General features: G+C 62.2%; 16 protein-coding genes, 1 pseudogene and 1 riboswitch. Of the genes and pseudogenes, 7 read left to right on the plus strand and 10 right to left on the minus strand.

Features of this window, described 5'->3' with window-relative positions; all coding sequences use genetic code 11:
• From ACIQUF_RS18670 to ACIQUF_RS18680, 3 genes are all read right to left on the minus strand, one after another.
• The gene (locus tag ACIQUF_RS18670) at nucleotides 1-723 is read right to left on the minus strand and encodes a 16S rRNA (uracil(1498)-N(3))-methyltransferase (protein WP_403134055.1); all 723 of its coding nucleotides are present in this window, start codon (nucleotides 721-723) and stop codon (nucleotides 1-3) included.
• Between the two features lie 47 nt (nucleotides 724-770).
• Nucleotides 771-2,177, minus strand: coding sequence for an adenosylmethionine--8-amino-7-oxononanoate transaminase (locus tag ACIQUF_RS18675; RefSeq protein WP_403134056.1), 1,407 nt, complete (start codon nucleotides 2,175-2,177; stop codon nucleotides 771-773).
• 79 nt (nucleotides 2,178-2,256) lie between these two features.
• Nucleotides 2,257-2,748 carry a hypothetical protein gene (locus tag ACIQUF_RS18680; protein ID WP_403134058.1) on the minus strand — a complete coding sequence of 164 codons (492 nt, stop codon included), beginning with the start codon at nucleotides 2,746-2,748 and terminating at the stop codon, nucleotides 2,257-2,259.
• 209 nt (nucleotides 2,749-2,957) lie between these two features.
• On the opposite strand from ACIQUF_RS18680, the pseudogene ACIQUF_RS18685 reads away from it, so the two are divergent.
• From ACIQUF_RS18685 to ACIQUF_RS18695, 3 genes and pseudogenes are all read left to right on the plus strand, one after another.
• Nucleotides 2,958-4,538, plus strand: a pseudogene (locus tag ACIQUF_RS18685) (flavin monoamine oxidase family protein); the annotation flags it as partial.
• Between the two features lie 213 nt (nucleotides 4,539-4,751).
• Complete coding sequence (locus ACIQUF_RS18690; protein ID WP_403134060.1) at nucleotides 4,752-5,303, plus strand: cytochrome b; 552 nt, start codon at nucleotides 4,752-4,754, stop codon at nucleotides 5,301-5,303.
• Nucleotides 5,304-5,334: 31 nt separating this feature from the next.
• A complete protein-coding gene (locus ACIQUF_RS18695; RefSeq protein WP_403134062.1) occupies nucleotides 5,335-5,913 on the plus strand; it encodes a YceI family protein in 579 nt (192 codons plus the stop codon).
• A gap of 59 nt (nucleotides 5,914-5,972) precedes the next feature.
• Here the strand turns inward: ACIQUF_RS18695 and ACIQUF_RS18700 are convergent, their stop codons facing one another.
• From ACIQUF_RS18700 to ahcY, 5 genes are all read right to left on the minus strand, one after another.
• Nucleotides 5,973-7,865 carry a DEAD/DEAH box helicase gene (locus tag ACIQUF_RS18700; protein ID WP_403134063.1) on the minus strand — a complete coding sequence of 631 codons (1,893 nt, stop codon included), beginning with the start codon at nucleotides 7,863-7,865 and terminating at the stop codon, nucleotides 5,973-5,975.
• A gap of 220 nt (nucleotides 7,866-8,085) precedes the next feature.
• Complete coding sequence (locus tag ACIQUF_RS18705; protein ID WP_403134066.1) at nucleotides 8,086-8,874, minus strand: substrate-binding periplasmic protein; 789 nt, start codon at nucleotides 8,872-8,874, stop codon at nucleotides 8,086-8,088.
• A gap of 45 nt (nucleotides 8,875-8,919) precedes the next feature.
• Nucleotides 8,920-9,996, minus strand: coding sequence for a hypothetical protein (locus ACIQUF_RS18710; protein ID WP_403134070.1), 1,077 nt, complete (start codon nucleotides 9,994-9,996; stop codon nucleotides 8,920-8,922).
• A 93-nt stretch (nucleotides 9,997-10,089) separates the two neighbouring features.
• Nucleotides 10,090-10,935 carry a methylenetetrahydrofolate reductase [NAD(P)H] gene (gene metF, locus ACIQUF_RS18715; protein WP_403134071.1) on the minus strand — a complete coding sequence of 282 codons (846 nt, stop codon included), beginning with the start codon at nucleotides 10,933-10,935 and terminating at the stop codon, nucleotides 10,090-10,092.
• A gap of 139 nt (nucleotides 10,936-11,074) precedes the next feature.
• The gene (ahcY, locus tag ACIQUF_RS18720; protein ID WP_403134072.1) at nucleotides 11,075-12,484 is read right to left on the minus strand and encodes an adenosylhomocysteinase; all 1,410 of its coding nucleotides are present in this window, start codon (nucleotides 12,482-12,484) and stop codon (nucleotides 11,075-11,077) included.
• A 20-nt stretch (nucleotides 12,485-12,504) separates the two neighbouring features.
• Nucleotides 12,505-12,602: riboswitch (S-adenosyl-L-homocysteine riboswitch) on the minus strand.
• 179 nt (nucleotides 12,603-12,781) lie between these two features.
• Here ahcY and ACIQUF_RS18725 point away from each other — a divergent pair.
• Entirely contained in the window at nucleotides 12,782-13,183 is a 402-nt protein-coding gene (locus ACIQUF_RS18725) for an acyl-CoA thioesterase (protein ID WP_027592453.1), read from the plus strand.
• Between the two features lie 33 nt (nucleotides 13,184-13,216).
• Here ACIQUF_RS18725 and ACIQUF_RS18730 read toward each other — a convergent pair whose 3' ends face one another.
• Nucleotides 13,217-14,452, minus strand: coding sequence for a cation:proton antiporter (locus ACIQUF_RS18730; RefSeq protein ID WP_403134076.1), 1,236 nt, complete (start codon nucleotides 14,450-14,452; stop codon nucleotides 13,217-13,219).
• Between the two features lie 226 nt (nucleotides 14,453-14,678).
• On the opposite strand from ACIQUF_RS18730, the gene ACIQUF_RS18735 reads away from it, so the two are divergent.
• Nucleotides 14,679-15,512 carry an EamA family transporter gene (locus tag ACIQUF_RS18735; RefSeq protein ID WP_403134077.1) on the plus strand — a complete coding sequence of 278 codons (834 nt, stop codon included), beginning with the start codon at nucleotides 14,679-14,681 and terminating at the stop codon, nucleotides 15,510-15,512.
• Between the two features lie 28 nt (nucleotides 15,513-15,540).
• Nucleotides 15,541-15,927, plus strand: coding sequence for an MAPEG family protein (locus tag ACIQUF_RS18740; protein WP_403134079.1), 387 nt, complete (start codon nucleotides 15,541-15,543; stop codon nucleotides 15,925-15,927).
• Nucleotides 15,928-15,967: 40 nt separating this feature from the next.
• Here ACIQUF_RS18740 and ACIQUF_RS18745 read toward each other — a convergent pair whose 3' ends face one another.
• A complete protein-coding gene (locus ACIQUF_RS18745) occupies nucleotides 15,968-17,119 on the minus strand; it encodes a murein transglycosylase A (protein WP_403134081.1) in 1,152 nt (383 codons plus the stop codon).
• Nucleotides 17,120-17,234: 115 nt separating this feature from the next.
• Here ACIQUF_RS18745 and ACIQUF_RS18750 point away from each other — a divergent pair, with 115 nt between their 5' ends.
• Nucleotides 17,235-17,681, plus strand: a complete 447-nt coding sequence (locus ACIQUF_RS18750; protein WP_403134083.1) for a c-type cytochrome — start codon at nucleotides 17,235-17,237, stop codon at nucleotides 17,679-17,681.
• Nucleotides 17,682-17,714: the final 33 nt, after the last annotated feature.

Raw genomic sequence — 17,714 nt, forward strand, 5'->3', positions numbered from 1 at the left:
TTATGAAAAATCCCCCCACAGCTGCTGCGCCACCGACAGCGCTACGACTGGCGCGGTCTCGGTGCGCAGTACGCGCGGGCCAAGGCGGGCGGCGTGGAAACCGGCGCCCTTGGCCTGCTCGACCTCGGCATCGCTCAAACCACCTTCGGGGCCGATGAGGAAGGCCAGGCGCGCCGGCCTGTTGTGGCTGCTCAGCGGCTCTGCGACCGGGTGCAGCACCAGCTTGAGGTCGGCATCGCTGCCCTTGATCCACTCGGCCAGGATCACGGGCGGGTGAATCACCGGCAATGTCGAACGGCCGCACTGCTCACAGGCACTGATCGCTACCTGGCGCCAGTGGGCCAGGCGTTTGTCGGCGCGCTCGTCCTTCAGGCGCACTTCGCAGCGCTCGCTGACGATCGGAGTGATTTCGTTGGCGCCCAGTTCGGTGGCCTTCTGGATTGCCCAATCCATGCGCTCGCCACGGGACAGGCCCTGGCCGAGGTGGATATGCAGCGGTGACTCGGCCTGGCCGGCGAGGACCTGGTCGAGGCTGACGCGCACTGTTTTCTTGCCCACTTCCAGGAGATGGCCGAGGTATTCCTGGCCGCTGCCGTCGAACAGCTGCACGGCATCGCCGGCAGCCATGCGCAATACGCGGCCAATGTAGTGGGCCTGGGCCTCGGGCAAGTCGTGCTCGCCGAGGCTCAGAGGGGCGTAGATGAAGAAGCGGGACAGTCTCATGGTTCTGCTCAAACTGAAAAGGGGTCGAATGACGGCGCCAATCCGGCTTAGCCCGGATCGCGGAAATCAGGGTGGAAGTCGGCCGGAACGGCAACGCTGACGCTATCCCGTGTCGCGATGTCGATCCCTTCGCTGGCCACTTCGGCGAGGAAGTCGATCTGTTCCGGGGTGATCACGTACGGCGGCAGGAAATACACCACGCTGCCCAACGGACGCAGCAGGGCGCCCCGCGTCAGTGCATGCTCGAACACCTTCAGGCCACGGCGTTCCTGCCACGGATAGGCGACCTTGCCGGCCTTGTCCTTGACCATCTCGATCGCCAGGGCCATGCCGGTCTGGCGGATTTCCGCAACATGCGAATGGTCGGCCAAGTGTGCCGTGGCGCTGGCCATGCGCGCGGACAAGGCCTTGTTGGCCTCGATGACGTTGTCCTGTTCGAAGATATCCAGGGTCGCCAACGCCGCCGCGCAGGCCAGCGGGTTGCCGGTGTAGCTGTGTGAATGGAGGAACGCGCGCAAAGTCGGATAGTCGTCGTAGAACGCCTGGTACACCGTGTCGGTGGTCAGGCAGGCGGCCAGCGGCAGGTAACCGCCGGTCAACGCCTTGGACAGGCAGAGGAAGTCCGGGCGGATGCCGGCCTGTTCGCAGGCGAACATCGTGCCGGTGCGGCCGAAGCCCACGGCGATTTCGTCGTGGATCAGGTGCACGCCATAGCGGTCGCAGGCCTCGCGCAGCAGCTTGAGGTAAACCGGATGGTACATGCGCATGCCGCCAGCGCCCTGAATAAGCGGCTCGATGATCACGGCGGCAATGGTTTCGTGGTGTTCGGCCAGGGTCTGTTCCATGGCCTGGAACATATTTCGCGAGTGTTCTTCCCAGCCCATGCCTTCCGGGCGCAGGTAGCAGTCGGGGCTCGGCACCTTGATGGTATCGAGCAGCAACGCCTTGTAGGTTTCGGTGAACAGCGGCACGTCGCCGACCGACATGGCAGCGATGGTTTCGCCGTGGTAGCTGTTGGTCAGGGTGACGAAGCGTTTTTTCGCCGGTTTGCCGATGTTCAGCCAGTAGTGGAAGCTCATCTTCAGTGCCACTTCGATGCACGACGAGCCGTTGTCGGCATAGAACACCCGGTCCAGCCCGGCCGGGGTCATGGCCACCAGGCGCTCGGACAGCTCGATCACCGGTTGATGGCTGAAACCCGCCAGGATCACATGTTCGAGCTGGTCGACCTGGTCTTTGATGCGCTGGTTGATGCGCGGGTTGGCGTGGCCGAACACATTGACCCACCAGCTGCTGACCGCATCCAGGTAGCGCTTGCCTTCGAAGTCCTCGAGCCAAACCCCTTCGCCTCGCTTGATCGGGATCAGCGGCAGCTGCTCGTGGTCTTTCATCTGGGTGCAGGGGTGCCACAGGACCTTGAGGTCACGCTGCATCCACTGATCGTTGAGGCCCATCGGCACTTCTCCTGGCGTTACGGCTTGGTTTGACCGCGTAAGCCTAAGCAATGCCGGGAAGCAGAACAACCGCTGCAGTTCAATGGCGGCAGGTGCGGGACCATTTGAGCTTGCGGATGTGCACGGTACCGGCTTGCGAAGTGGAAATGGTAAGCCGGCGGAACGGCCCGGCCAAATGCTGCAGGTACGGCTGTGTGGAGATCGGGCCGGGCATGAATTCGGTATAGCCGCTGCCGGAAAGGGTTAACCAATAAAAGTTGCGCGGCGGCGGGGCGATTAGGTCCATGTCGTAACCATCGGTGTCCAGCAGCATCTGTACATCGTCGAAATGCTGATCGCTGACCACGTAGTATTCGATCAGCAGGCTTTCGACTTCCTCTGCGAAGGCGATTTCCACATCGCTGTGCTCACCTATTACCAGTTCCGTACCGTCGTCGCCTTTGAATGCCTCATGAAAGCCCGTCAAGGATGTGCCGTTTGCGCGGATACACAACCCTGAAGGCATAAAAAATGGCTCTTTATGTGACAGAGGTTGCCGTTGGACTTGGGCGAAATGCTCTTCATAGGTCATGTGCAGTTCCTTTTGTCGGTTTTTCCCCCGCTCGCAACAGCTTTACCCAGCGCCTCTGTCTTTCGCTACTGACAAAAATGCCAGTTGCCAAAGGCACTTGTTGCTGCTGTGGTGGCAGGGTGCCCAGACCTGACGTATTCTTAACGCATCATCGTTCGGGGCAGTCCTGCCTCTTCCCATTTCTGCAAGTCAACTTGGAGTTCGCCATCATGGCTGCTGCTTGGGTGCGCCTGTGCGCGTTCGTATTGATCGGTGTGTCCAGCGGGGCCGCGCTGGCTAAGGACAAGACACCTACGGCAATCGTTGTGGGTGGCGGCCTTGCAGGCCTGACTGCAGCTTACGAGCTGCAGAGCAAGGGCTGGCAGGTGACCCTGCTGGAAGCCAAGGCGGGCATGGGTGGCCGCTCGGGCCTGGCGACCAGCGAATGGATCGGTAATAGCAAGGCCCAGCCGGTGCTTAACCAGTACCTCGACCGTTTCAAGCTGGAAACACTGCCAGCGCCCGAATTCGTGCGTACCCCCGGTTACCTGATCGATGGTGAATATTTCAGCGCCAGCGATCTGTCCACCAAGCAGCCTGCGACCGCAGAAGCCCTCAAACGCTACGAGAAAACCCTCGACGACCTGGCTCGCTCGATCGATGACCCGCTCAAGCCTCAGGCCACCAGTACGCTGTTCGCCCTCGATCAGATGAACGTGTCCACGTGGCTCGACAAACTGCAACTGCCGAGCACCGCGCGGCAGTTGGTCAACCAGCAGATTCGTACCCGCTACGATGAGCCATCGCGCCTGTCGCTGCTGTACTTCGCCCAGCAAAACCGCGTCTACCGTGGCGTCAGCGACCGCGACCTGCGCGCCGCGCGCCTTCCAGGCGGCAGCCCGGTGCTGGCCCAGGCCTTCGTCAAACAGCTGAAAACCATCAAGACCAGCTCGCCGGTCACTGCCATCGTGCAGGACAAGGATGCTGTGACGGTCAAGGTCGGCAGCACCAGCTACCAGGCCGATTATCTGGTCTTGGCCGTGCCCCTGCGTGCCCTGGCAAAGATCCAGATCACCCCCGGTCTGGACACCCAGCACGTGGCGGCGCTGAGAGCCACCAACTACGGTTGGCGTGACCAGCTGATGCTCAAGTTCAAGCAGCCGGTGTGGGAAAGCCGGGCGCGGATGTCGGGTGAAATCTTCAGCAACTCCGGGCTGGGCATGCTGTGGATCGAGCCGGCGCTCAAGGGTGGCGCCAACGTGGTGATAAACCTGTCGGGTGATAACGCTCGCCTGTTGCAGGCATTCGGCGACAAGCAGATGGTCGACCAGGTGCTGATCCGCCTGCATGCGTTTTATCCACAGGCACGCGGTGCGTTTACCGGCTATGAGGTCAAGCGCTACAGCGCCGATGCGGGTATGGGCGGTGCCTACCTGGCCTATGGGCCAGGGCAGATCAGCAAGTACTGGCGGCTGTGGGAGCGTCCGGTGCAGCGCATCGCGTTTGCCGGCGAGCATACCGACGCGCTTTACCCAGGCACCCTCGAAGGTGCTCTGCGCAGTGGTCAGCGTGCTGCCGGTCAGGTGCAGGATCTGTTGGCTGGTAAATCGTTCGACCTGTTCAAGGCGCCATCTGTCGCGGCCCCGGCTGTGCCGTCGAAGAAAGAGGGCGGCTTCTTCTCGAACATGTTCGGCGGTGGGGCGGACAAAGGTGACAAGGCCGATGCGGCGCCTGCCAAGCCCGAGCCGGTAAAGACTGAAGCGTCTGCGAATGACAAACCTGGGTTCTTCTCGCGCCTGTTCGGTATGGCGAGCTGAGTTGCTCCACCTGCCTCTTCGCGGGTCGAACCGCGAAGAGGCCGCTACTGACAAGCGCAAACTCTCCTACTATCGTTAATGTTTCCTTAATAGCGAACTAGCACACTAACTATCGGATTTTTCGATCATCCAAAGCAATTTTTTGTGCTTTTATTCGATACGTTACGCGTTAGTCTGTGCACAGCTTTCACGGGGAAACACGGCATCATGCAACTGCGCAACTCATCTTCTCGCTATGGCGTGGTCAGCATTGTCCTGCACTGGGGCGTTGCGCTGGCGGTCTTTGGCCTGTTCGGCCTGGGCCTATGGATGGTCGGCCTCGACTACTACAGCCCTTGGCGCAAGTCCGGCCCGGACCTGCACAAGAGCATCGGCCTGGTGTTGCTGGCCGTCATGCTGCTGCGTGTGCTGTGGCGCTTCATCAGCCCACCGCCTCCGGCGCCGGCCAACCACGGGGCATTGACCCGCGTGGCGGCCAAGCTGGGGCATCTGGCGCTGTACCTGGGGCTGTTTGCAGTGATGATCGCTGGTTATCTGATCTCAACTGCCGACGGTGTAGGTATTCCAGTGTTCGGCCTGTTCGAAGTACCTGCGCTGATCAGCGACCTGCCTGATCAGGCAGACCTGGCTGGCGTGATTCATCTGTGGCTGGCCTGGGGCTTGGTGATATTCGCCGTGCTGCATGCGCTGGCTGCGCTGAAGCATCATTACATCGACCGTGACGCGACCCTGACCCGCATGCTGGGCCGCAAAGCTTGACTCTCAACCTCAATTGCAAGGAATAGAAAGGATGTTGAAAAAGACTTTTGCCGCTCTGGCGCTCGGTACCGCACTGCTCTCCGCTGGCCAGGCAATGGCGGCCGAGTACAAGATCGACAAGGAAGGCCAGCACGCCTTCGTCGACTGGAAAATCAGCCACCTGGGCTACAGCTTCATTCACGGTACCTTCAAGGACTTCGATGGCGCCTTCACCTGGGACAGCGCCAAGCCTGAAGCCAGCAAGATCAACGTCGACCTGAAAACCGCCAGCCTGTGGTCGAACCACGCCGAGCGTGACAAGCACATCGCCAGCAAAGACTTCCTCGACGTGAAGAAGTACCCAGATGCCAAGTTCGTGTCCACCGCCGTCAAATCGACCGGCGAGAAGACCGCCGACGTGACCGGCGACTTGACCCTGCACGGTGTGACCAAGCCGGTCACCTTCAAGGCCACCTTCAACGGCGAAGGCAAGGACCCGTGGGGCGGTGAGCGTGCTGGCTTCAACGCCACCACCACGCTTAACCTGAACGACTTCGGCATCAAAGGCCCAGGCGCTACCTCGCAGACCCTGGACCTGGATATCAGCGTCGAAGGCGTGAAGCAGAAGTAACACAACGCTTGAGCCATAAAAAACGCCGCCCCTTGGGGCGGCGTTTTTTTGTGGCGGCTTTACGAGCCTTTGCGCGTCAGCAGCGCTGGGCGCTCACCGCGCGGGCGGCTTGGCAGGTCGTCCAACTGCTCAGGCGTCGGGTAACGATCGAGCTTGGATTCCTTGCGGATGATCACTGGCTGGTTCTGCGGCTCACGCGAGCTGCGCACTGCGGGTTCCTGACGCAAAGCGTCATCGCGACCCGCCGAACGGTTGCGGCCGCCGCCATTGTTGTCGCGACGTGCACCACCACCATTGTTGTTGCGTGGTGGGCGTTTCTCACCACTGGCACTGCGCGGCTGGCTGCCATTGCGGCCTTGGCCACCACCGTTGCTGCTGCGTTGGCTGTTGGCTTGGCCCTGCTGACCTTGGCCTGCACCTGGACGACGGTTGCGACCTTGATTTTTGCCGTTCTGGTACGGGCTGACATAGTCGGCGCGGTTGCCGAAGTTGTCGATGTCGTCGTCGCGGAACTCATCGGGCGCACGGTCATCTTGCGCCTTCGGTACGCTGCTCTGGCCGGCTTGCTGCTGACGCGGCTTCTTGTCGCGCGGTTTGCGCGGCTGTTGCTGCTTGTCGGCGGCCTTTTCCTTGTCGGCAGGTTTGTCGGCGGCGTGCTGCTTGGCCTTGCCTTTATCCTTGCCCTTGTCCTTGCGGCCACCGTTGGCGTCTTTGCCACCGTCACCACGCGCCTGCTGATTGCGGCCACCGCGGCCGTTGTTCTGCGGGCGTTCGCGTACTTCTGGCTTCTCGGCTTCAACCTGGCTTGCGTCGAAGCCCATCAGGTCGCCATCGGCGATCTTCTGCTTGGTGACCCGCTCGATGCTCTTGAGCAGCTTTTCTTCATCCGGCGCGACCAGGGAAATGGCCTCTCCCGAGCGGCCGGCACGGCCAGTACGGCCGATGCGGTGAACGTAGTCTTCCTCGACATTCGGCAGCTCGAAGTTGACCACGTGCGGCAGTTGGTCGATGTCCAGGCCACGTGCTGCGATGTCGGTGGCGACCAGCACGCGCACGCTGTTGGCCTTGAAGTCGGCCAGGGCTTTGGTGCGAGCGTTCTGGCTCTTGTTGCCGTGGATCGCCGCAGCAGTCAGGCCGTGCTTTTCCAGGTACTCGGCCAGGCGGTTGGCGCCGTGCTTGGTGCGGGTGAACACCAGAACCTGTTCCCATGCGCCCAGGGTGATGAGGTGCGCCAGCAGCGCGCGCTTGTGGCTGGCGGGCAGGCGGTACACGCGCTGCTCGATACGCTCGACCGTAGTATTCGGCGGGGTGACCTCGATACGCTCCGGGTTGTGCAGGAGCTTGTCGGCCAGGTCGGTGATGTCCTTGGAGAAGGTCGCCGAGAACAGCAGGTTCTGACGCTTGGCCGGCAGGCGGGCGAGGACCTTCTTGACGTCGTGGATGAAGCCCATGTCGAGCATGCGGTCGGCTTCATCGAGGACCAGGATTTCCACGTGGGCCAGGTCGACCTTGCCTTGACCGGCCAGGTCAAGCAGGCGGCCCGGGCAGGCCACGAGGACGTCGACGCCTTTGGCGATGGCCTGGATCTGCGGGTTCATGCCAACACCGCCGAAGATGCAGGCGCTTACCAGTGGCAGGTCGCGGGCGTACACCTTGAAGCTGTCATGTACCTGCGCCGCCAGTTCGCGGGTCGGGGTCAGGACCAGTACGCGCGGTTGGCGTGGGCCATGGCGCTGGGATTTGTCCGGGTGGCCTGCCGGGAACAGGCGCTCCAGGATCGGCAGTGCAAAACCGCCGGTTTTACCAGTACCTGTCTGTGCGGCGACCATCAGGTCGCGGCCTTGCAACACGGCGGGAATCGCCCGCTGTTGCACCGGAGTCGGCTGGGTGTAGCCCGCAGCCTCGATAGCGCGGACAAGAGCCTCGGAGAGACCGAGGGAAGCAAAGGACATGGGCAATCCTGTTCTCGTGTGGGCTGGGCCCGTAGGGATGTTCTGCCTGGCGCGACGGGCATCGGAGGGATGCGATCGCGTCCGGTCCAGCTGGGCTTTCACTGCACATCCGGAAAACGGAGGGTGGACGCCAAGGAGGGCGTCGATGCCGATCGGGATGCCTGTTGCGAGGCCGAGCGTCCGGGCGTGAGCCGGGCGGGAAGGCCCGAGTATAACAGAGCTATCGCGGCGTGCTGCTTTCCTGCTGCTCAACGGCGTCAGGAAGATGGCCGGTGTCGCCGATGTAGCGTTCGATTATCGCCAGGTAGGTGGGTTCCTGCTTGAAGCGACGCAACTCTGTGCTGAACGCCTGGGCCAGTTCCTCGCGGCCGGGTTTGCGCGCCAGCCCCAGATATTGTGCTTGGCGGCTGATCACCAGCGGCAATTCTTCGACTTGCTGCTCCAGGCCGAGTTGTCGGCGCAGGTAACGCCCGACCAGGCGATCGGTGACCAGCAAATCGATGCGCCCGAGCTTCAGCTTGCCAAAGTTGGCTTCATGACTGGGGGCGGCTTCGCGCCGAAAGCCCGGCGCATCATTGAATTCGGCGCCGTAGGCATAACCGGGCGACGTGCCCACGGTCAGGCCGGTGAGGTCGTTCAACTGCTCGATGGCATGGCGGCGGCGGCTGGACTGGTACAACACGAACTCGACATCCGACATCGGTTCGAGCGGGTAGACCAGGTAGGCCTTGCGCGAGTCGACCATGAAGATGTCCATTACCCCGTCGGCCTGGCCTTGCTCGATCATGGCCAGGCAGCGCTTCCAGGGCAGGAATTCCCAGTCCACTTCGATACCCAGGCGTTTGAACACCTCAGTGGTGACTTCGTAGTCGATGCCCTTGGTCTGGCCGGCATCCCGATACACGTAAGGTGCCCAATCGTCGGTGACCAGGCGCAGGCGTTCGCCCTGCGCCAACGGGCTCAGGCAGGCGAGCAGCAGGATGCAGAACAGGTGAACGAAATGGGGCATGGCGCGAGATTACGCGCTCGGCCATGCCAAAACCAGTGGTGTGGCTCAGGGTTGGGAGGCTCTCAACAAATGTGCCTCGATGTCCTTGCGCCGAGCACCGAGCGACAAGCGCAGGCCTGGATGGCGCAGGCACTGGCGCAGTTGCTCGGGCTCCATGCGGCCGTAGCGCTCGTTGAGGTTTTGTAGCGCCTTGTCCCACCATGCCGGCGCACAGGCGCGGTCGAACTCGTTGGGGTAGGGGTAGCTGCCATACAGCAACTCGCGAGCGAACTGCCGTTCGCGGCTGGGCATGGTCATGCTCAGGGCCTTGTAGCCCAGGCGCTGCAGGGTGGGCGGCCGAGGCAGCTGGTCATTTACCAGCAGCACATCGGCCAGGGCGGCAGCGCTCAGGGGTTGGTGCCCGTGCTTGCGCAGCCAAGCCTGGATCTTGGCGCGGAACTGGGCCTTGCGGCTCCAGTAGTGATGGATCACGTCGGTGCATTCGGCCAGTGCCAGCGTGCGATAGGCCGCCACGGCCAGGCAGAACTCTTCCAGTGTGTAGGCTGCGCGGGCCAGGGGATGGAACTCGTCCATCATGGCGATGGAGTGGTCGAGTATGCCGGCATCTTCGGCAGTAAGGCCGATCACCCCGGAATTGACCAGGGGCATCTGGCAGTCTGCCAGGCCACGCGACTGGAGAAGAGTCAGCAGGTTCTTGTACAGCAGGCACTTCTGGTTTTCGCCGTAGCGCCCGCCGATCGCGTTGCACAGTAGCGTGCCGGATTTGACCCGCTGGAACAGCTGCAGCGGTGACTTGCGAAAGAACGTGTCGGTATCGATCAGTACGGCCAGGGGATATTGCTGCAGCATGTGGCGCATCAGCACATGTTTGCTGCGGAAGTGGTAACCGTGGGGTTCGTTCCAGGCCTGGCGTGTTGCTTCATCGAGCAGATGAACGGTAACCGGCAGCTGTTCATAAGGCTGCGGGTTGTCGGTGTAGACCTGGATGTCCATCGCCTCGCCAGCCGCCGCGTCGAGGTGGGCCAAGGCGCTGACGATGCTGAAGCAGGCTTCCTGATGATAGGTGGCCGGGCCGAAGGCCAGGTAGACCAGCTGAGGGCGCGAAGAAGAGAGAGACTGCATGGCTGGCAAGACCTGTGGGACCCAGAAATAAATAAGGCCTTAGTCTATGACTAAAGCCTTAAGCATTTCTGAACGGGACTTTGCCAAAAAGTTTCAGCGAGGCAGCTTCAGGTTGTTCCAGATCGCCAGGCTGGCGTCGGCCTGGTTCAAGGTATAGAAGTGCAAGCCCGGTGCGCCGCCTTGCAGCAGTTGTTCGCACATGCGGGTGATCACTTCTTCGCCGAAGGCCTGGATGCTGGCGGTGTCGTCGCCATAGGCTTCCAGTTGCTTGCGGATCCAGCGCGGAATTTCCGCACCGCAGGCATCGGAGAAGCGCGCCAGCTTGCTGTAGTTGGTGATCGGCATGATGCCGGGCACCACCGGGATGTCCACACCCAGCTTCTGCGCGCGCTCGACGAAGTAGAAGTAGCTGTCGGCGTTGAAGAAGTACTGGGTGATGGCGCTGTCGGCACCGGCCTTGACCTTGTGCACGAAGTTGGCCAGGTCGACCTCGAAATTGCGTGCCTGCGGGTGCATTTCCGGATAGGCGGCGACTTCCAGGTGGAAGTGGTCACCGCTTTCCTGGCGGATGAACTCGACCAGGTCGCTGGCGTAGCGCAGTTCACCGCTGGCCATGCCCATGCCGGACGGCAGGTCGCCACGCAGGGCGACGATGCGCTTGATGCCTGCAGCTTTGTACTGGGCCAGCAGCGTGCGCAGCTCGTCCTTGGTGTCGCCGACGCACGACAGGTGTGGCGCGGCCGGAACCTTCACTTCGCTTTCCAGCTGCAGCACGGTGTTCAGCGTGCGGTCGCGGGTCGAGCCACCGGCGCCGTAGGTGCAGGAGAAGAAGTCCGGGTTGTAGGTGGCCAGCTGGCGGGCGACGCCCATGAGCTTTTCGTGACCGGCATCGGTCTTGGTCGGGAAGAATTCGAAACTGTAGCGGCGTTCTTGTGACATCTCTGTTTCCTCAGCTGCAGGCCATCGGCCGCGCGCTGCAAGTAAAAGCCAGGGCGGTGGGGGCCGGCCTGGCTTGGGCATCGATCAAGATTCAACGACTACAAGCGCCAGGCGGCATGCACCTGGCGCTCGCCACTGCTTAGTAGCGGTAGGCGTGCGGCTTGAACGGGCCTTCGACGGTCACACCGATGTAGTCGGCTTGCTGCTTGGTCAGCTGGGTGACCACGCCGCCGAAGCCGCGGACCATTTCCAGGGCCACTTCTTCGTCGAGTTTCTTCGGCAGCACTTCAACGGTCAGACGCTCGGCTTTCTTCTCGGCCGACAGGTCGGCGTACTTCTGCTCGAACAGGAAGATCTGCGCCAGTACCTGGTTGGCGAACGAGCCGTCCATGATGCGGCTTGGGTGGCCGGTGGCGTTACCCAGGTTGACCAGGCGGCCTTCGGCCAGCAGGATCAGGTAGTCGTCGTTCTGCGGGTCGAAGTCGCCAGCGCCGGTGCGGTGGATCTTGTGCACCTGTGGCTTGACCTCTTCCCACGCCCAGTTCTTGCGCATGAAGGCGGTGTCGATCTCGTTGTCGAAGTGGCCGATGTTGCAGACCACGGCACGCTTCTTCAGGGCCTTGAGCATGTTGGCATCGCAGACGTTGACGTTACCGGTGGTGGTGACGATCAGGTCGATCTTGCCCAGCAGCGCCTTGTCGATGCAGGCTTCGGTGCCGTCGTTGATACCGTCGATGAACGGCGAAACCAGCTCGAAGCCGTCCATGCAGGCCTGCATGGCGCAGATCGGGTCGACTTCGGTGACCTTGACGATCATGCCTTCCTGACGCAGCGACTGGGCCGAGCCCTTGCCCACGTCACCGTAGCCGATCACCAGCGCCTGCTTGCCGGACAGCAGGTGGTCGGTGCCGCGCTTGATGGCATCGTTGAGGCTGTGACGGCAGCCGTACTTGTTGTCGTTCTTGCTCTTGGTGACCGAGTCGTTGACGTTGATCGCCGGGACTTTCAGCTCGCCCTTGGCCAGCATGTCCAGCAGGCGGTGCACGCCAGTGGTGGTCTCTTCGGTGACGCCATGGACGCGGTCCAGGACGGCCGGGTATTTCTTGTGCAGCAGCTCGGTCAGGTCGCCGCCGTCGTCGAGGATCATGTTGGCGTCCCATGGCTGGCCATCCTTGAGGATGGTCTGCTCCAGGCACCACTCGTACTCTTCCTCGGTTTCACCTTTCCAGGCGAAAACCGGGATACCGGCGGCGGCGATGGAGGCTGCGGCCTGGTCCTGGGTGGAGAAGATGTTGCAGGACGACCAGCGCACTTCGGCACCCAGGGCAACCAGGGTTTCGATCAGCACGGCAGTCTGAATAGTCATGTGGATGCAGCCCAGAATCTTCGCACCCTTGAGCGGCTGCTCAGCGAGGTACTTGCGACGCAGGCCCATCAGGGCAGGCATTTCCGATTCGGCGATGATGGTTTCGCGACGACCCCAGGCGGCCAGGGAGATGTCGGCGACTTTGAAATCGGTAAAACCTGCAGGCGTGTTTACAGCGCTCATGAGAGCCTCCATTCGTAGTGTGCGAATGGGCGCCGTTGTGCGTTTAAGCGCCCGCAGGAGCGGACAACGCCCCATCCGAGCCTGACAGGGTGACCCTGCTGCAGCGCCCCTCGGACAGGTGGCGGGCATGGCACCGCGGCGGGTGGCCATGTGAATCGGCGCAGATTATAGCCTCGGGGTGAGTCATCGCCCAAGGTTTTCTGTCGATTAATCGAGACGATAGTCGATGTTCAATGGAGCGGCGCCGGCCGCTCTGCCATCATTACTGCACGTTAGCCAAGCCGGTCAGGAGTACAGATGAACTTTCACACCCGCAAATGGGTAAAGCCCGAAGACCTCAACCCCAACGGCACATTGTTTGGTGGCAGCCTGCTGCGCTGGATCGACGAAGAGGCGGCGATCTACGCCATCGTCCAGCTCGGTAACCAGCGCGTGGTGACCAAGTACATGTCGGAGATCAACTTCGTCAGTGCCTCGCGCCAGGGCGACATCATCGAACTGGGCATCACCGCCACCGAATTCGGCCGTACCTCGATCACCCTCAAGTGCGAAGTGCGCAACAAGATCACCCGCAAGAGCATCCTGACGGTCGACAAGATGGTCTTCGTCAACCTGGGCGAGGATGGCATGCCGGCGGCGCACGGGCGGACCGAGATCAAGTACGTGCAGGACCAGTTCCCGGATTCGGCGGTGGAGTAAGAACACTGGGGCCGCAATGCGGCCCCAGCGTTTTCAAGGCTGCGCGCTGACCTTGCGCACGACGCGGCCGACGCTCAACCCCTGCACCAGGATCGACGACAGCACCACGATGTAGGTGATCGACAGCAACAGGTCCCGTTCCTCACCCAGTGGTAGCGACAGCGCCAGCGCTACCGACACGCCACCCCGCAAACCACCCCAGGTCAGCACTCGGATGGTGCCCTTGGGCACGCTGCGCCAGCGGCGCAGCAGCAGAATCGCCGGGGCCACGGTCAGCAGCCGCGACAGCAGTACCGCCAGTGCCAGCACGCTGCCTGCCGCCAGGTGCAGCCAGTTGAACGGCAGCAGCAACAGTTCCAGGCCGATCAGGGCGAACAGCAGGGCATTGAGCATGTCGTCGATCAACTCCCAGAAACCATCCATGTAGCGACGGGTCATGTCGTTCATCGCCAGGTTGCGTCCCAGGTTGCCGATGATCAGGCCGGCCACGACCATCGCGATCGGCGCCGAAACGTGCAGCTCGTAGCACATCGCCGAGCCGCCGATGACCAATGCCAAGGTCAGCATGACCTCAACCTGATACTGCTCGACGCTCTTGATCATGCGATAGGTGGCGTAGCCGATCAGGCCACCGAACACCACGCCGCCGATGGCTTCGCGGGCGAACAGGATCGCCGTGTCGGAGATGCTGGGCGTTTCACCCAACTGGATGATGCCGAGCAGCACGGTGAACACCACCACTGCGGTGCCGTCGTTGAACAGCGATTCGCCGACGATGGTGGTCTTCAGCGGTTTGGAAGCGTTGGCGGTACGCAGCGCGCCGAGCACGGCGATCGGGTCGGTGGGGGAGATCAAAGCACCAAACAGCAGGCAGTAGATCAGCGGCACGTTCCAGCCGAACAGGCCGAACACCCAATGCGACAGGTAGCCGATCACCACGGTGGCGATCAGCACGCCGATCGTTGCCAGCAGCCCGATCGGCCAGCGGTAGCTGCGCAAATCGTTGAGGTTGACGTGCAGTGCGCCGGCGAACAGCAGGAACGCCAGCATCCAGTGCATCAGCAGGTCATTGAAGTCGATCTGGTTCATCAGCCCTTCGACGCGTTCTTCCAGGCCAGGGAAGCCGATCAGGCTCAGGCCCTGCAGAATCAGCGAGAACAGCAATGCGGTGACCATCACGCCGATGGCGGGGGGCAGGCCGATGAAACGGTAGTTTACGTAGGTGAGGAGGGTGGTGAGGCAGATAAACGCGGCAACTAATTCAAGCATCCCAGGTCCTGTACAAATGGCTTCCAAGTCGTAACCCGAATGGCTCGGGCAGTTCTTTGATGACCTGGCGAGTGGTTCGGGGCACAGGATTTGACTGGAATTAGTGGGAATGTTCCATTTGCTTGTCTTGAGCCTTGTTGCGCCCTTGAGATCGAGCGCCGCCCGCGCGGCGCTCGATCTCAAGAGCGCCAAAAAACTTTCGACATACACAAGGACCCCCAAAGCCGTGCTGGCAACTTCCCTGGTATTAGTCGCCGCCCTGCTGCACGCGACGTGGAACACCCTGATCAAATTCAGTGGCGAGCGCCTGCTGGTCATCGCCAGCATGGACCTGGTGGCGCTGGCGTTCGCCGTGCTCGCCGTGGCCTTCGTCGACCTGCCACCTGCCGAGATCTGGCCCTGGCTGATCGCCTCGGCGCTGGCGGAGCAGTTGTATCGGGTCCTGCTGATCAAGGCCTACCGGGTCGGTGATCTTGGGCTGGTCTATCCTCTGATGCGCGGGCTGTCGCCGCTGGTGGTGCTGGGGTTGACCCTGGCGTTCGCTGGCGAGTCGCTCAGCCAGCAGCAGATCATCGGCATCCTGCTGATCCCTTGTGGCATGGCGTGCCTGCTGTGGCAGGGCGGTGGGGGCGATCGGTTGCCCTGGTCGATGCTGCCGGTGGTGGCGCTGATCGGCCTTTGCATTGGTTGTTATACCTGGTTCGACGGGCAGGCCGTGCGTCTGTGGGGCAAACCCTGGGACTACCTGGTGTGGCTGACCCTGCTCAGTGCCTGGCCGTTTCCGCTGTTGGCCGGCGTGGCGCGGCGGGCGCCGTTCGTGCTGTTCTGGCGCACGCAGTGGCGGCTGGGGCTGGGGGTGGGTTTTTGCGTGTTGTTCAGCTACGCGCTGGTGCTATGGGCCATGCATCTGGGTTCGGTGGCCGAGGCGGCGGCCTTGCGTGAGGTGAGTGTGATCCTGGTGGTGCTGCTGGGCATGCGTTACCTCAAAGAACCTTTTGGCGGGCCGAGACTCCTAGCTTGCGGGCTGGTGCTGGCAGGCATGCTGGTGATGAAGCTCTAACCTCTCGATTGAACAAGGAGTCCTGTCCATGACCGTTGCCCTGTGGTGCATCCTGATTGCATTGTTGCTGGCGCCGCTCTGTGCGTTGATTGCCAAGGTGTCCAGCGGCCGTTTCGGCCTCAAGGACAATCACGACCCTCGTGCTTTCCTTGACACGCTGTCGGGCCTGCCGCGCCGCGCCCATGCTGCGCAGCAGAACAGCTACGAAGCGTTTCCGGCGTTTGCGGCGGCGGTGCTGGTGGCGGATATCGTCGGCAATGCCGAGCAGGTGACGCAGGACGTGCTAGGGGTGATGTACATCACCAGCCGGCTGCTTTACATCATCTGCTACCTGGCGGACTGGGCGGCGTTGCGCTCGCTGGTCTGGTTTGCCGGGTTGGCCTTGATCGTGTCGTTCTTCGTGGTTTCGGTCTGAAGTCCGGCTGCCCTCTTCAGGCGAAGAGGGCAGCGGTCAATCATGGGACCTTTGGCACTTCAGGCAGGGGTTTGCCTTTTGGCCACAGCATCCAGATCTGCCCCTGCTGCTTCATGTTGCCCGCCAGTTCACCGGCCTCAGGCCCGGTGCCCCAGAACAGGTCCGCGCGCACCTCGCCGGTAATCGCACCGCCGGTATCCTGGGCGCCCACTGGCCGTACCACCGGGGTGCCGTCAGGGCGGGTGGTGGACAGCCACAACAAGCTGCCCAATGGAATCACCTTGCGGTCGATGGCCACGCTGTAGCCTGCGGTCAGCGGCACGTTGAGCGACCCGCGTGGGCCTTCGTTGCTGTCCGGGCGGGTGCTGAAGAATACGTAGCTGGGGTTGCTGGCCAACAGTTCCGGCACCCGTTGTGGATTGGCCTGGGCCCAGGCGTGAATGGCGCCCATGCTTACGTCTTCTTTCTTCAGCTGGCCCTGCTCGATCAGCCAGCGGCCGATCGGGCGGTACGGGTGGCCGTTCTGGTCGGCGTAACCCAGACGCAGTTGCCGGCCATTTTCCAGCTCGACCCGCCCGGAGCCCTGGATCTGCAGGAACTGCAGGTCCATGGGGTCAGTCAGCCAGGCCAGTACCGGCGCCTTGACGCCATCGCGGTAGATCGTTTCGGCGGTGTCGTAGGGCTTGAGCACCCGACCATCGAGGCGCCCGCGCAGCCGCTTGCCCTTGAGCTCGGGATAGACGCTGGCCAGGTCGACCACGATCATGTCGTCCGGGATGCCATACACCGGCACCTGGGCGGCGTCGGTGCGTTGCAGGCTGCCGGGGTAGACCGGCTCGTAGTAGCCGGTGATCAGGCCAGTGGAGTTGTTCTCGGCCGAGCGCAGGCCGTACACCTGCAGGTTCTGTTCAAGGAACGTGCGCACCTGATCGGCGCTTGCGGTATCGCTGCCGGCCGCTTCGCACGTGGCTGCCCACACCGGGTCACGCTTGAGCTTTTCGCAACCGCTGCGCCAGGCGTAGAAGCCGCCCAGCAGATCGTCGTCGCTGACCGCAGGCAGGTCTTGCCAGGTGGCGGGGGCATAGGTTGCGATGGCGTGAGGCTCGGGCTTGGCGTTTTCGCCGCCATTGCAGCCGGCCAGCAAGGCCAATGCCGGCAGCGCCCAGGCGAGATGGCGCAGAGCAGATTTCATGAATGAATCCTTGGAGGGCAAAAGATGAAAGTTGCCCGTAGCGTTCGTAAGGGTATTGGTCTTTGTCGAGCAGGCGAGGATACTGTGGCCCCTTTGGGCTGCCAATGTGACCGTGATGTTCAAATGTTTCACCGCCGTGCTGTTGATCAGCCTGTCCCTGGTGGCCTGCGACCGTGTCGATCCTAACTCACCGCTGGGGCAGCGCAAGGCGATCTTCAAGCAGATGCTCAAGACCAGCGAAGACATGGGCGGCATGCTGCGTGGGCGGTTGCCGTTCGATGGAGTGAAATTCGCCGAGGGCGCCGTGAAGCTTGATGGCCTGGCACATGCGCCTTGGCAACATTTCCCGCAGGTCAAGGATGAGGGTCAAAGTAGTGCACGGCCTGAGGTCTGGGAACGCCAGGCGCGTTTCCATGATCTGGCGCGGGATTTGGAAGGGGTGACGGGGGAACTGCTGGCGGTTACACGAAAGCAGCCGTTGGATGCGGCGATGCTCAAGGCACCGATGGATAAGGTCGAGGCGGCCTGCAAAGCCTGCCATACGGAGTTTCGCAATCACTGATGCGCCAGCCAGTGGCTTGTGGGGCACTGGCTG

Source organism: Pseudomonas sp. NPDC090233, assembly GCF_044772285.1.
In the GTDB taxonomy this organism is placed as follows: Bacteria; Pseudomonadota; Gammaproteobacteria; order Pseudomonadales; family Pseudomonadaceae; genus Aquipseudomonas.